General features: G+C 38.9%; 11 protein-coding genes. 10 read left to right on the top strand and 1 reads right to left on the bottom strand.

What is annotated here, in order from left to right; translation table 11 throughout:
* Window positions 1–41: 41 nt before the first annotated feature.
* Genes ftsZ through hslU form a run of 8 tightly spaced genes read left to right on the top strand, consistent with a single transcriptional unit; the run spans window position 42 to window position 9,127 of the window.
* Window positions 42–1,385: a cell division protein FtsZ gene (ftsZ, locus tag FXX65_RS08850; RefSeq protein WP_147615968.1), complete on the top strand. Its 1,344-nt coding sequence runs from the start codon at window positions 42–44 to the stop codon at window positions 1,383–1,385.
* Between the two features lie 6 nt (window positions 1,386–1,391).
* Entirely contained in the window at window positions 1,392–2,282 is an 891-nt protein-coding gene (locus tag FXX65_RS08845) for a tyrosine-type recombinase/integrase (protein ID WP_147615967.1), read from the top strand.
* 26 nt (window positions 2,283–2,308) lie between these two features.
* Window positions 2,309–3,064 (top strand): tetratricopeptide repeat protein, encoded by a 756-nt coding sequence (locus FXX65_RS08840; RefSeq protein ID WP_147615966.1) that lies wholly within the window; start codon window positions 2,309–2,311, stop codon window positions 3,062–3,064.
* A 10-nt stretch (window positions 3,065–3,074) separates the two neighbouring features.
* Entirely contained in the window at window positions 3,075–4,055 is a 981-nt protein-coding gene (gene dprA, locus FXX65_RS08835; RefSeq protein WP_187116252.1) for a DNA-processing protein DprA, read from the top strand.
* A 14-nt stretch (window positions 4,056–4,069) separates the two neighbouring features.
* Window positions 4,070–6,208 (top strand): type I DNA topoisomerase, encoded by a 2,139-nt coding sequence (gene topA / locus FXX65_RS08830; protein ID WP_147615964.1) that lies wholly within the window; start codon window positions 4,070–4,072, stop codon window positions 6,206–6,208.
* Window positions 6,209–6,210: 2 nt separating this feature from the next.
* A complete protein-coding gene (locus FXX65_RS08825; RefSeq protein WP_246104371.1) occupies window positions 6,211–7,128 on the top strand; it encodes a tyrosine-type recombinase/integrase in 918 nt (305 codons plus the stop codon).
* A gap of 43 nt (window positions 7,129–7,171) precedes the next feature.
* Window positions 7,172–7,714: an ATP-dependent protease subunit HslV gene (gene hslV / locus FXX65_RS08820; RefSeq protein ID WP_147612750.1), complete on the top strand. Its 543-nt coding sequence runs from the start codon at window positions 7,172–7,174 to the stop codon at window positions 7,712–7,714.
* A gap of 15 nt (window positions 7,715–7,729) precedes the next feature.
* Window positions 7,730–9,127: an ATP-dependent protease ATPase subunit HslU gene (gene hslU, locus FXX65_RS08815; protein ID WP_147615962.1), complete on the top strand. Its 1,398-nt coding sequence runs from the start codon at window positions 7,730–7,732 to the stop codon at window positions 9,125–9,127.
* Between the two features lie 26 nt (window positions 9,128–9,153).
* On the opposite strand, the gene ilvB is transcribed toward hslU, so the two are convergent.
* Window positions 9,154–10,914 (bottom strand): biosynthetic-type acetolactate synthase large subunit, encoded by a 1,761-nt coding sequence (gene ilvB, locus FXX65_RS08810; RefSeq protein ID WP_147615961.1) that lies wholly within the window; start codon window positions 10,912–10,914, stop codon window positions 9,154–9,156.
* Between the two features lie 495 nt (window positions 10,915–11,409).
* Between ilvB and ilvD the strand changes: the two genes are divergently transcribed.
* The gene (ilvD, locus tag FXX65_RS08805) at window positions 11,410–13,101 is read left to right on the top strand and encodes a dihydroxy-acid dehydratase (RefSeq protein ID WP_147615960.1); all 1,692 of its coding nucleotides are present in this window, start codon (window positions 11,410–11,412) and stop codon (window positions 13,099–13,101) included.
* Between the two features lie 52 nt (window positions 13,102–13,153).
* Window positions 13,154–14,023 carry a YitT family protein gene (locus FXX65_RS08800; protein ID WP_147615959.1) on the top strand — a complete coding sequence of 290 codons (870 nt, stop codon included), beginning with the start codon at window positions 13,154–13,156 and terminating at the stop codon, window positions 14,021–14,023.
* Window positions 14,024–14,040 lie beyond the last annotated feature (17 nt).

Below are 14,040 nucleotides of genomic sequence, written 5' to 3'. Positions count from 1 at the left end.
AGGCGAAAGGGGATTCGCTTTTATAAGGGCGGGAGGAATATATGCTTGAAATTCTAGATGTAAATGATGAAGGTAATGAAAAAATTGTAAGTCCCACAAAAATTAAGGTCGTAGGTTGTGGCGGCTGTGGCGGAAATGCTGTAAACAACATGGTTGACGCTGGAATACAAGGCGTTCAGTTTATCGCATTGAATACAGATTTACAGCACCTTTCTGTTTCAAAAGCAGACTATAAAATCCAAATCGGGAAAAAAATAACAGGCGGGCTTGGAGCTGGAATGCATCCAGAAATTGGCGAAGAAGCCGCTAAAGAGGAATTGGAAACCATAAAAAAATTGCTCGAAGGCACCGATATGGTTTTTATCACCGCTGGAATGGGAGGCGGAACTGGAACTGGTTCTGCTCCTGTGGTTGCAAACATTGCAAAAGAATTGGGAATTTTAACAGTTGCTGTTGTTACAACTCCTTTTGATTTTGAAGGTGATGTTCGTGCGGAATTTGCCAGCGAAGGTATTAAAAAACTAAGAAAAGAAGTCGATTCTCTAATCGTAATTCCAAATCAGCGTGTTTTTGAAGGTCCAGACAAAAAACCATCTGTTCCACAGGCATTTAAAATTATCGACGACATCTTGCGTCAGGGAGTTCAAGGAATTTCTGAAATAATCACAAAAACAGGTTTGGTAAACCGCGATTTTAAAGATGTAGAAACCGTAATGAAGGGACAGGGAGATGCGCTCCTTGGAATTGGAGTTGCAGAAGGTGAAAACCGCGCGATTGATGCTGCAAACAAAGCTATAAACAACAATCTTTTGGCAGATACTCATATCGACGGTGCAAAAAATATCCTCATAAAGATAAGCGGAAACGAAAATATAGGTTTGGAAGAATGTAACGAAATTGTAGACGGAATAACAGCAAGTGCTGCAAAAGGTGTAAAACTCCTTTGGGGACTTTATATAGAACCAGAATTGGGCGATAAGATAAGCGTAACCGTAGTTGCCACAGGTTTTAATTCCCCTAATGCAGTGCTCGAAAATTTTGATGAGCCCCATATAGAAGAAAAAGAAGCTGCAAATTCTGACTTTTTGGATGTAGGTTCTTTTGAAAAAGTATTAAATGGAGGATTTTCATCTTCTCAAAATGAAAAAACTGGAATGAGCGAAGATTCCAGAAATAACGGTTCTCAAAAAGTTCTTCCTTCAATTTCTGCTGCGGCGGCGATTGCAGGTGTTCAAAAAAACGAGAATTATTCTTCAGCAATGGATTCCAGTTCAAGAGCTTCGGCTGCCATTCAACCTCCACCAAATTTTAAAAACACAGGCGATATAAATCAACCTGCGTGCTGGAGAAATCTTCCTAAATCCATCGATTTAACTAAAAAATAATTTAAGATGGACAAAGACTTGTTGCTTGAACGCTTTTATAGCGATTTGCGCACTGTTGGAAGGCTTAGTGAAAATTCGGCTTACACTTACAAAGACAGCGTTTGCCTTTTTTTCGATTGGCTTGATCAAAAAAAAATAAAGCTGGAAGAAGTTGATACAAAAAATCTCGTTTATTATTTTGTCTGGCGAAAGACAAATGGAACTGATGAGCGTACTATTTCAAAAGATATATCGGCACTGCGTTCTTTTGGTTCATATTTAAAAAGAAAAGGTGTTTGGGAGAATAATAAATGCCTTTTGCTTGACAAGCCCAAGTTTGAATCTCCCCTGCCAAAGGTTTTAAGCGTTCAAGAAGTGGATTCTTTTTTAGCGGTAATAGATTTGTCTACTCCGCTTGGAAGGCGCGACAGAGCATTGTTTGAACTTATATATAGTTGCGGCCTTCGCATAAGCGAAGCATCATCATTAAAAATTTCTTCTGTGCATTTAAAAGAGCGCTGGCTAATAGTTCAAGGCAAAGGTGGAAAAGAAAGGATGATTCCTTTTGGAGAAGTTGCTAGAGATAGGTTGAAAGTTTATATTGAAGAAGTTCGTCCTCTTTTGGTTGGTGATAAAATTGTCGATGAAGTCTTTTTAAATTATGCAGGAAAGCCTTTAACACGCAAAGGAATATGGAAAAACTTTTGTAAATATGAGAAATTAAGTGGAATTGATGCAAAAGTCCATACTTTGCGACATAGTTTTGCCACGCATCTTCTTGCAGGAGGAATGGATTTGCGTTCGGTTCAAGAGCTTTTAGGGCATTCTGACCTTGCAACGACAACCGTGTATACTCATGTTGAAAATTCAACATTAAAAGAAGCACATAAAAAATATTTTCCGGGACACAAAAAATAGTGCTAACATAAAATTGGGGGATTTTTATGAAAGATTTTTATTTAAAGCAAAAAAACTTTTTTTATTCGTTTACAGCATTCATTTTTATATGTTTAATTTTTTCAAGTTGTTCGGGAGCTTCTAGCAAAACTATAATCAGAATGCAAAAATTAGAAACAGGAGTTCATTCTCCAACTACAGAAGAAGAATTAAAAGAAGCGATAAAAAAATATGAAAATAGAATTGCAGATATTCAAATTGCGGATGCACAGATTGGAATTTGGTACAAGATACTTGCAACACGCTATCTTGATGCAAAAATGTATGGAAAAGCTTTAACTAATTTTCAAAAAGCGATTGAATATTATCCTTCAAATCAAAATCTTTTTTATTATGTTGGAGTTTGTGCCGGCTACATGGCAAAAGCTTCTTTGGATTACAACGCGACAGGTTCAACTTCATCTCAAAAATTTAATTATTTAAAACTTGCAGAAAGCGCATACTTGCGCGCGATAGAACTTGAACCCAGATATGTTCGCGCTTTGTACGGTTTGGGCGTTTTGTATGTTTTTGAACTTGACCAGTGCGACAAGGCAATCGGTTATCTGGAAACAGCCCTTTCCATAGAAACCAGAAATACCGATATAATGTTTGTGCTTGCACGAGCCTGCTATGTTGAAGGCGATTATGACAGAGCGGTGCAACTTTACGACACGATAATTTCTACTTCAAAATCGGAGCAGAAAAAGAAAGAAGCACAGGCAAATAAAAAGATTGTCCTTGATACTTCCTATGCAAATTGATGAAAAACAAATGTTAAAGCGTTTGGTTTTAGCGGACGCTTCATTTTTTACTACAGCCGAAAAACTCCTCCTTCAAAAAAATCTTGACAGTTTTAATGACCTTGCGTTAATGTCAGTATCTGAGATTTCTTCTATCATAGGAAGAAATTTATCCAGAGTAAAATGGAATGCCGATTCTGCAATAAAAAAAGCGAAGGTTTCATTACATCTGTTGGAAAAACTTGGAATTGGAACAACTTTCTTTGATTTTGAAGATTATCCTCAGATGTTAAAAGAAATGCGAGATTCACCGTATGCGCTTTTTTATCGCGGAAATTTGGATTGCCTTAAAAACACTTGTGTATCGGTTGTAGGAACAAGGCGAGCGACTTACACTGCAAAAAAGGCTGCGTTTGATTTTGCAAAATCGGCCTGCCTTTGTGGCGAAACTGTTGTTTCGGGGCTTGCATTTGGAATAGATATCTGTGCACATAGAGGGGCGGTTAGCGTCAAAGACGGAAAAACTGTTGCGGTTTTGCCGAGCGGAATCGATACGATTGTTCCTTATTCGCATACAAAAGTTGCCAGTCAAATTATAGAACAAGGTGGACTTTTGTTGAGTGAATATACGCCTTCAACTCCTGCAATGAAATTTCGCTTTGTTCAACGGAACAGGATAATAGCAGCTTTAAGTCCTGCAACAGTCGTAATTCAAGCACCACGCGGTAGTGGGGCGATGATAACAGTCTCTCTCGCGCTGGATTACAACAGATATGTTTTTTTCAGTCAGGTCTGTTTTAATGAAGAGTCAAAACTTCTAGACGCAGCAAATGAAAAAAAATTAGATAAACAAGGATTTAAAAATAAAATGCAGAATTCTCCTGCAACTTATGTGGAAGACGGTGCTCCAATCGTAAATGATTATGAAGAATACCGTTATCTTATGCGGCAGGACTCTTGTGAAAAAAAGATAGTACGACACGGCGAGCAACGTGAGTTGTTTACCGATTAATTTTAGAGGAATATATGATATCGAAGAAGAAGTCAAAAAAAGAAACCACCCTCGTAATTGTGGAATCTCCAGCTAAGGCAAAAACTATCGAAAAATACTTGGGCTCGGGTTATACAGTCAAGGCAAGCATGGGACATCTGATAGACTTGCCAAAGAGCCGAATGGCAATTCAAATTGATAATAATTTTGAACCAGAATACATAACAGTTAGAGGGCGAGCAAAACTTTTAAAGGAACTTCAAAAAGATGCAAAAAAAAGCGACCATGTTTTTCTTGCGTCCGACCCAGACCGCGAAGGAGAGGCGATTGCCTGGCATTTAAACAATGCGATAAAAGATAAAACAGATGCCGATATAAAACGAGTTGTCTTTAACGAAATTACACCAAATGCGATAAAAGAGGCTGTAAAAAATCCTCGCGAAATTCATGAAAACCTTGTAAATGCACAAAAAGCACGCAGGGTTTTAGACAGACTCGTAGGGTACAATTTGAGTCCTTTGCTTTGGGAAAAAGTGAAGAATGGACTTTCCGCAGGAAGAGTTCAATCTGTTGCTCTTAGATTGATATGCGAGCGCGAAAAAGAAGTTGAAGATTTTATTCCAGAAGAGTATTGGACTTTGGAAGCTGATTTTTCAAAAGGAAAAACTCAATTCACCGCTCAGCTTGTAAAATATAAGGGCGTAAAACCAGAGCTTAAAAACGAAGCCGAAGTGAATAAAATCATCGAAGAATTAAAAAATTCTACTTGTACAGTAAAAGAAATAAAAACAAGCGATAAAACCGTCCGCCCTAAGCCACCGTATACAACGAGCAAACTTCAACAGGATGCTGCAAACAGGCTTGGCTTTACTTCACGAAAAACGATGCAGGTTGCGCAACAGCTTTACGAAGGAGTTTCAATCGGCAACAGTCGCGTTGGTCTTATAACCTATATGCGAACCGACTCCGTAAGAATTGCACAAAGCGCTTTGGACGACGTCCGTGCGTGGATATTAAAAAATTATCCAGAGCAACTGCCAGAAAAACCGATTGTCTACTCCGTTGGAAAGAGTGCTCAAGATGCACACGAATGTATTCGCCCAACCTATGTAGAATACACTCCAGATTCGATAAAGGAATATTTAACTCGCGACCAATTAAGGCTTTATTCAATAATCTGGGAAAGATTTTTTTCCTGCCAGATGAACAATGCAAAAACTAGAACGACAAGCGTTGATATAGAAGCAGGAGAAGCAATTTTTAGAGTTAGCGCATCAAAACTTGTAGAAAAAGGTTTTTACAGCGTGATGAAAGTTTTGTCTTCAAAAGAAGAGGTTACAGGAAATATTCCAACGCTCAAAGAAGGCGAGGTTTTGGATAGTGCACATAAATTCTATCCGGAGCAGCATTTTACTTCAGGCCCTGCACGATACACAGACGCTTCCATCGTAAAAATGCTCGAAGAAAAAGGAATTGGTCGCCCTTCAACTTATGCACCAATCATATCCGTTCTTTTAGACAGATATTATGTTACGAGAAACAACAGACAGTTAATGCCAACGGTTTTGGGTAAGATGATTTCTAAAATCTTAGTTGAGTCTTTCCCAGAAGTTATAAACGAAGAATTTACCGCGGATGTTGAAAACGAATTGGATGCTGTTGAGCAGAAAAAAGTTGTCTGGAACGAAATGATTAGAAACTTTTATGAACCTTTTAAAAAGAAGGTTGATGAAGTAGAAAAAACGGCTCAAAGCGTAAAAGGATTTTTGGACGAAAAAACTGATATCATCTGCGAAAAATGCGGCAAACCGATGGTTAAAAAACTCGGACGATTTGGATTTTTTCTTGCCTGCTCAGGATTCCCAGAGTGCTACAACACAAAATCTATTCCGCTTGCAAAATGTCCTATAGAAGGTTGCAACGGCGATATTGTAGAAAGAAAATCTAAAGGCCGAGGAAAATCTTTTTACGGCTGTACAAATTATCCAAAGTGCAGTTTTATAAGTCATTTTAAACCGATTGATGCAACCTGTCCAAAATGCGGCTGGTTTTTGGTCGAAAAATTTGATAAGAAAAACGGCAATTACAAATCCTGCATAAATCCTGCCTGCGACTATTTGCATTCCGCTGGCGAGGAAGATTTTGCAGAGGTGGATTCTACTCCTAAAGAATAAAATTGACTGTAAAACAAGTATCCGAAGAATTTTTAATATACATAGAATCTGTGCGGGGCTTTTCGCCAAAAACTGTAGGTGCTTACAGGAGCGATTTTGAAATTTTCGCTAATATGAAGCACATAGGCCAAAATCGCGAAATTCAAGAAATAACAGAAGAAGATATAAGGCTTTGCATAGGAAACCTTTCCGTTCAAAAACGAAAATCCTCGTCTATAAATCGATTTTTGTCTGCTGTTAGAAGTCTGTTTTCATATTGCCTAAAATTCAACTACATAAAAACGAATCCTGCCCCAGAGGTAAAGTCTGTAAAAAGTGAAAAAGTTTTACCTAGATTTTTAACGCAAGAAGAAGTTGACGAGTTTTGTGCAGAGCCGGATAAAAATCCTCTTTTGTGGGAAACTCGCGATAAAGCGATTTTTGAAGCGTTGTATTCGTCTGGTTGCCGCCTTTCAGAACTTGAAAATTTAAAAGTAAAAGATTTTTTTAGCGATTTTTCTGCTGCACAGGTTAGAGGTAAGGGCAACAAATACAGGATTGTGTACTTTCAAGAGGATGCAAAAAAGGCTTTAAAAGCATATCTTTTAGACAGAAATTCTCGTTTTCCAGACAGGCAGGTAAAAAATCCGCTCGATTATGTTTTTGTAAACCAGAGAGGGAATCATTTAACCAGCCATGGAATAAGTTTTATACTTTCAATGTATTCAGGAATTTTTGGAACAAAACGCCATGTAAATCCTCATTCTTTGCGACATACTTTTGCGACTGGTCTGGTTTTACGCGGAGCGGATATAAGGCATGTTCAAGAACTTTTAGGGCATTCTTCAATCAGCACGACTCAACGTTACACTCATATTTCTACAGCTCACCTTATCTATATGTATAATTTAGCTCATCCGCACGGTGGCGACAAAAAATAAAAAAAACTTGCCCGTTTAATTTTTTTTTCTTATATTAAAAAATATGGAAAAGGTCGAAATACGAAGTACAACGGTTATCGCTGTTAAAAAAGATGGAAAAGTTGCTATGGCTGGCGACGGTCAGGTTACATTAGGAAATACAGTTTGTAAAGGCAATGCGCGCAAAGTCAGGAAAATCTACAATGGTAAAATTTTAACAGGTTTTGCAGGTAGTGTAGCCGATGCCCTTACCTTGCTTGATAAATTTGAAGAAAAGATAAAAGAATTTGATGGAGATTTAACTCGCTCCGCAGTGGAACTTGCAAAAATGTGGAGAACAGAGCGAATGCTTCAAAAACTGGAAGCGATGCTGATTGTTGCTGATAAATCAAAAATCCTATTGATAAGCGGAGATGGAAACGTTATTGAACCAGAAAACGACGTTATTGCGATTGGCTCTGGCGGAAATTACGCTTATTCGGCAGCACTTGCATATCTTGAGTCAAGCAATTTCGATGCAAAACAGATTGCAGAAAAATCTCTAAACATTGCAGGAAATATATGCATCTATACAAATCACAATATAACAGTGGAAGAATTAGACTAAGTTTAAGGAAAAAATATGGCTATTGAAGGACTTACACCAAAACAGATTGTTGAAAAACTCGATCAATATATAATTGGGCAGGAAAAAGCAAAAAAAGCGGTTGCCGTTGCCTTACGAAACCGCTTACGCCGCATTCACCTTGCGGAAGATATAAGAGATGAAGTTGCTCCTAAAAATATTTTGATGATTGGACCTACAGGTTCAGGAAAAACAGAAATTGCACGCAGGCTTGCAAAGCTCGTAAATGCACCGTTTATAAAGGTTGAAGCGACAAAGTACACAGAAGTTGGCTATGTTGGTCGCGATGTTGAGTCGATGATACGCGATTTAATGGCCGTTGGTTACAACAATGTAAAATCAGAGATGGAAGAGCAGATGAAGGAGTCGAGTCTTCCTAAAGTTGAAGAGCGATTGCTCGATTTGCTTCTGCCAGGAACAGAAAAAAAAGTTGAATCTGAAAAAAAAGATAAAGCGATTCCTGAAGGGGCTTTGATAATTCCTGCAAGTTTAAAACCTGCCGAAAGCGATGAAAACTCCACTCGTGAAAAATTCCGTCAAATGCTACGCGAAGGCAAGCTGGAAGAGCGCGAAGTTGAAGTTAATGTAAAAAGGCAGATGCGCGGTCCTAGCATGGAAATAATTGCTGGCGGAAGTTTGGACGACCTTCAAAGCGGAATGCAGGATTTGCAAAATATGCTTATGGGGCGGAACAACAAAAAAAGGGCTGTAACCGTAAAAGAAGCAAGAAAAATCCTTCAAGAAGAAATTCTGGATTCTATGATTGATCCAGATAAAGTTGGCGACATTGCAAAAGACAGGGTTGAACAGAGTGGAATCATTTTTATTGATGAAATCGATAAGATTGCTTCTAAAAATCAAAATTCATCTGGGCAGGTCAGCCGCGAAGGTGTTCAGCGAGACATTCTTCCAATAGTTGAAGGTTCCAAGGTGAACACAAAGTGGGGTGTTGTTGATACGACGCATATACTTTTTATTGCGGCAGGGGCTTTTAGCATGAGTGCGCCAAGCGATCTTATTCCAGAATTGCAGGGAAGGTTTCCGCTTAGGGTTGAACTTGAAAGCCTTAAAAAAGATGATTTCAAGAGAATTTTGCTGGAGCCAAAAAATGCTTTGACAAAACAATATACCGCTCTCCTGTCTACAGAAGGTTTGAATATAGAGTTTACTGCGGATGCTATTGAGAGAATGAGTTTGCTTGCAGAAGATGTTAATAGCCGAAGCGAAAATATTGGAGCTCGCCGCTTGCACACTATAATGGAAAAAGTTTTAGAAGATGTAAGTTTTAGCGCGGATGAACATTCAGGAGAAGTATTAAAGATAGATTCTGCCTTTGTTGATGAAAAACTTAATGGTGTTATAAAAGATGTAGATATTTCTCGCTACATCCTTTAGAGCTTAATAAAAAGGCAAATGTTGCTCTATCTTATAGATTCGACGTTTGCTTTGCCGCCCGGAACAAAAGGTAAAACATTTTCTTCTGGGTCTATTTGGACTGTTACGAAATAAGGTTTGTTTTTTCGTTTTGAATCGAATGCTTTTTTGTACCAGTCTTTATCGGTGTTTGCATCTGTTCCTTCGATTCCAAATCCTTCTGCAATTTTTAGAAAATCTGGATTTAAAGAGAAAGTGCTTGCTGAGTAATTTTTTTGAAACAGGAATTTTTGCTGCTGGTAAACCATTCCCAGCGTTTTATTCACAAATAAAATTACGGTTACGGCAAGATTATTTTCGCTCAAGGTCGCAAGTTCTTGAATGTTCATCAAAATTGAGCCGTCGCCAGATATGCAGACGATTCGTTTTTTATCGTTTGCAAGAGCAGCACCGATTGCCGCAGGAAGTCCAAAGCCCATTGTGCCAAGACTTGCCGAAGTTAAAAATGTTCTAGCCTCTGTAAAAGGATAATATTGAGCAGTAAACATCTGGTGCTGACCTACATCTGTCGTTAAAATCATATCGCTTTCTGAAACTCCAACTTCTTTTGCCAAAGAAGGAAGTTGCGACAAAAAATTGCGCGGATTTATAGAATTTGAAAAGCCGTGTCGTTTTTCTTCGATTTTGGGAGCGCCGCATTCAAAAGAAAAATTTTCCTCTTTTGTTTTAAAAATCGTTTCTGCCCAAATTTCTCGTTCTTTTTTAAAAGGGATTTCCTGTTTTGTAAAATTTTCTTTTAACGCTTTTGTTACGGCAGGTAAAACTTCTTCCATCTTGGAAACTATGCTTACGCTTGCACTTAAAATTTTATTTATCTCTGCGGCGTCTATGTCTATATGGATTATCTTTGCTAAAGGGCAGAATTTTTGCACAACACCGGTCGCCCTGTCATCAAAGCGCACTCCAAGCGCAAATACAAGGTCGCTTTCGTACATTGCAAAGTTCGCAGCATAAGAGCCATGCATTCCAACCATGCCTGCGTTATCCCTGTCGTAAAATGGAACTATACCAAGCGCCATCAGCGAAGTTACAACTGGAAGTCTGTACAAGTCTTTGAATTGCCTTATGTATTTTTGACCTTCTGGGGAATTGCAACCTCCGCCTATATACAAGACTGGCTTTTGAGCATTTGAAAGTAGGCTGATTATTTCGTTCATTTTTTGTTCTATTTCTTGTTTTGAAGATTCAAAACGCACTTTCTGATTTTCATTTTTTTTCATACCTTCAAATACATCTTCTATTTCTACTTCTTGAAGTTGAACATCGCGCGGAACATCGATTAAAACAGGACCGGGTCGACCTTCCATAGCGATTTTGAATGCTTTAGGAATTGCATAAATCAGTTCTTTTGCGTCTTTTACTGCGATTGAATGTTTTGAAATTGGAAACGAAAGTCCAAAGGTGTCTGCTTCTTGAAAAGCGTCTGTTCCGATTAAAGATGTGTTTACTTGACCTGTTATAGCGACGATTGGAATTGAGTCGCATCTAGCATCTGCAATCGCTGTTAAAAGGTTCATCGCTCCAGGCCCTGAAGTTGCCATGCATACAGCAGGTTTGCCTGTGGTGCGTGCCATTCCCTGTGCAATAAAGCCTGCTGCCTGTTCCTGCCGCACAAGTATGTGTTTTATAGAACTTTTTGAAAGTTCATCGTAGAGTGGCAATATTGAGCCACCTGGAATTCCTGCTACTATTTTTATTCCATGTTTTTCTAATAAAGTTGTGATTATCTTTGCTCCAGTCATTTTCATAGGATGTGCCTCCGTAAAGTTTTATTATTTTAGAGGAAAATGATTTTGTTGACCGAAGGTGCGTATAACATAGATAAATTATGAAGAGTGAATTTTGTTTTGTCAACAAAAGCATTTAGTTATACTGAAGATATTTAATAAAATTAAATAAATAACAATTTTGATGTTAACAGGCGACACTCAAAACTATATACTTTGAACAATAATCTTAGCCCGGATTGTAGTGGCGAAGTCCTGTTAAGCCATTCTGTTTTAAGGCTTAACAGGATGCAGGCGTATGCCGGAACCACGAAAAGCCGGTGGAGTAAAGGGATTTGCTCCAAAATAAAATTTCAGAGATGCAATAAAAACTTTGCCCGAAAATTTGTCGAAGTTTTTGTTCGCTGGTTTGCGTTGCAAACTTTTTTATTCAAGGCTGATTTTGCTTTTTGCAAATCAGTGTAAAAATCAAAGCGCAAGTTGAAAATTCCTGTGCTGATTTTTATGGGAGTTATTATGGCAAAAAAATCTGACAATGCGTGCAAAGGTTCTGCGCGTGCTCCTCACCGTTCTCTTTTTTATGCATCGGGATTTACTGATGAAGAATTGGATTTGCCTTTGGTTGGCGTTATCTGTGCTAAAAATGAATTGATTCCCGGCCACATTGAACTTGACCGAATTTCTGAGGCGGTAAAAGCTGGTGTGCGCATGGCTGGTGGAACTCCTATTGAATTCCCTGCGATTGCGGTTTGCGATGGTATTGCTATGGGACACGAAGGAATGAAATATTCGCTTGTAACCAGAGAGTTGATTGCAGACAGCATTGAATGCGTTGCAAAGGCTCATCAGTTTGACGCTATCGTAATGATTCCTAACTGCGATAAAGTTGTTCCTGGAATGCTGATTGCGGCAGCTCGTTTGGATTTGCCTACCGTATTTGTTTCTGGCGGACCTATGATGCCAGGAAGGCTTCCAGGCCATGATAAAACAAATCCTTATTCTGGAAAAAATCTTTCGTTGACCGATATGTTTGAAGCGGTTGGAGGGCTTGCAGTTGGTAAGGTTACACAAGCACAACTTTCGGAAATGGAACACTACGCTTGTCCTGGCTGCGGTTCTTGTTCTGGCATGTTTACCGCAAATTCTATGAACTGCCTTACCGAAGTTTTGGGGCTTGGCCTTCCAGGAAATGGAACTATTCCTGCGGTAACTGGTAGAAGAATTGCACTTGCAAAACACGCTGGAATGCAGGTTATGGAAATGTACAATAGAGGAATCACTGCTCATTCTATGATGAAAGCAGAAAATTTTAGAAATGCTTTAACGGCTGATATGGCTTTGGGCTGCTCTTCTAACACGATGTTGCATGTTCCGGCTATTGCGCACGAAGCAGGAATTGAAATTGATTTGCACGAAGTGAATGAAATTTCAGATAGAACTCCAAACCTCTGCCACTTAGCTCCGGCAGGTCACAATTTTATGTGCGAGTTGGACGATGCGGGTGGAGTTCAGGCAGTGCTTGCAGAACTTGCAAAAAAGAATTTGATAGATACAAGTCTTATCACCGTAACAGGAAAATCCATTGCAGAAAATATTAAGGGTGTAAAAAACAAAGACCCTGAAATTTTGCGTCCGATTGAAAATCCTTTTTCGGACAACGGCGGCATTGCAATTTTGTTTGGGAACCTCGCTCCAGACGGAACAGTTGTTAAGCGTTCTGCTTGTGCAAAAGAATTGATGCACCACACAGGTCCTGCCAGAGTTTTTGACGATGAAGCAGGAGCGATGGAAGCGGTTCAAAAATCCGAGATTCATCCTGGAGATGTTGTGGTAATTCGCTACGAAGGTCCAAAAGGTGGCCCTGGAATGAGAGAAATGCTTGCTGTAACTGCGGCTCTTGCAGGACAGGGCTTGGACAAACAGGTCGCTTTGATTACAGACGGCAGATTTTCTGGGGCAACTAGAGGTGCTTCTTTGGGGCATTGCTCTCCAGAGGCTGCTGTTGGAGGTCCTATTGCGCTTGTTGAAGAAGGAGACTTGATTGAACTTGATATAAATAACTACAAGATAAATCTTAAAGTTTCTGATGAAGAACTTGCTCGCCGTCGAGAAAAATGGGTTGCTCCAGAACCAAAAGTAAAAACAGGCTACCTTGCTCGCTATGCAAAACTCGTATCTTCTGCGGACAAAGGTGCAATTCTGCAATAGACGATTTTAAGATTACCATCAGGCTGAAAAAATTTGCTATAATGAGGTCTATATGAAAAAGTCATTTGTTCGCGATTTTAAGCGATTTTTACTGGTTAGCCTTGGTGGTTTTTTGATGGCGCTGAACATCGTTGTCTTTGTTCGCGCCGCATCTCTGCTTCCTGGAGGTCTTTCTGGGATTGCACTTCTTTTACAGAACATATTTTCCACATATTTTGGCATAAACATTCCTTTTTCTGTCTTAGTTTACGTTTTGAATGTTTTTCCTGTTTGGATTGGTTTTAAATATATTGGAAAAAAATTCACTTTTCTTAGCGTCGTGATGATTTTCATTTCTGGAATTTTTACGGATTTGCTTGACGGTTTTGCTTGGCTTCATCTTACTGATGATTTGCTTTTGTGTTCTGTGTTTGGCGGAATCTTAAATTCTATTGCTGTTGTGTGCTGCCTTTTTGCAGAGAGTTCTTCTGGTGGTACGGATTTTATCGTGATATATGTTTCTGAAAAAACTGGAAAATCCGCTTGGAATGCAATATTTTTTGCAAACAGTCTTATTTTGGTGATTGCAGGGCTTCTTTTTGGTTGGGATAAGGCGCTTTATTCTATAATTTTGCAATACACGACAACGCAAGTTACAAACGCTCTGTACAAAAAATATTCTAAGACAACGCTTTTGATAATCACCGATAAATCTGATGAAATTTATTCAAAGATAAAAGAATTGACGAATCACGGGGCTACGGTTTTTGAAGGGCGGGGAGAATTTTCAAAAAAGGCTCGTAAAATGGTTTATACGGTTGTTTCCTCTGGAGAAACTCGCCGTTTAGAAAAAGAACTTAGAATAGTAGATCCAAATTCGTTTATCAACGTTATTGAATCAAAAGATATAATTGGTCAATTTTATAAACGCCAACCAGACTGATTTTCTGATATTATCTG

The sequence above is a fragment of the Treponema pectinovorum genome, from assembly GCF_900497595.1.
Classification (GTDB): Bacteria; Spirochaetota; Spirochaetia; order Treponematales; family Treponemataceae; genus Treponema_D; species Treponema_D pectinovorum.
This window is presented reverse-complemented; position numbering and strand designations above follow the sequence as displayed.

Excerpts from the sequence above, each read along its gene's own strand:
- ftsZ (WP_147615968.1), top strand. The coding sequence starts at position 42 with ATGCTTGAAATTCTAGATGTAAATGATGAAGGTAATGAAAAAATTGTA.
- FXX65_RS08845 (WP_147615967.1), top strand. The coding sequence starts at position 1,392 with ATGGACAAAGACTTGTTGCTTGAACGCTTTTATAGCGATTTGCGCACT.
- FXX65_RS08840 (WP_147615966.1), top strand. The coding sequence starts at position 2,309 with ATGAAAGATTTTTATTTAAAGCAAAAAAACTTTTTTTATTCGTTTACA.
- dprA (WP_187116252.1), top strand. The coding sequence starts at position 3,075 with ATGTTAAAGCGTTTGGTTTTAGCGGACGCTTCATTTTTTACTACAGCC.
- topA (WP_147615964.1), top strand. The coding sequence starts at position 4,070 with ATGATATCGAAGAAGAAGTCAAAAAAAGAAACCACCCTCGTAATTGTG.
- hslV (WP_147612750.1), top strand. The coding sequence starts at position 7,172 with ATGGAAAAGGTCGAAATACGAAGTACAACGGTTATCGCTGTTAAAAAA.
- hslU (WP_147615962.1), top strand. The coding sequence starts at position 7,730 with ATGGCTATTGAAGGACTTACACCAAAACAGATTGTTGAAAAACTCGAT.
- ilvB (WP_147615961.1), bottom strand. The coding sequence starts at position 10,914 with ATGAAAATGACTGGAGCAAAGATAATCACAACTTTATTAGAAAAACAT.
- ilvD (WP_147615960.1), top strand. The coding sequence starts at position 11,410 with ATGGCAAAAAAATCTGACAATGCGTGCAAAGGTTCTGCGCGTGCTCCT.
- FXX65_RS08800 (WP_147615959.1), top strand. The coding sequence starts at position 13,154 with ATGAAAAAGTCATTTGTTCGCGATTTTAAGCGATTTTTACTGGTTAGC.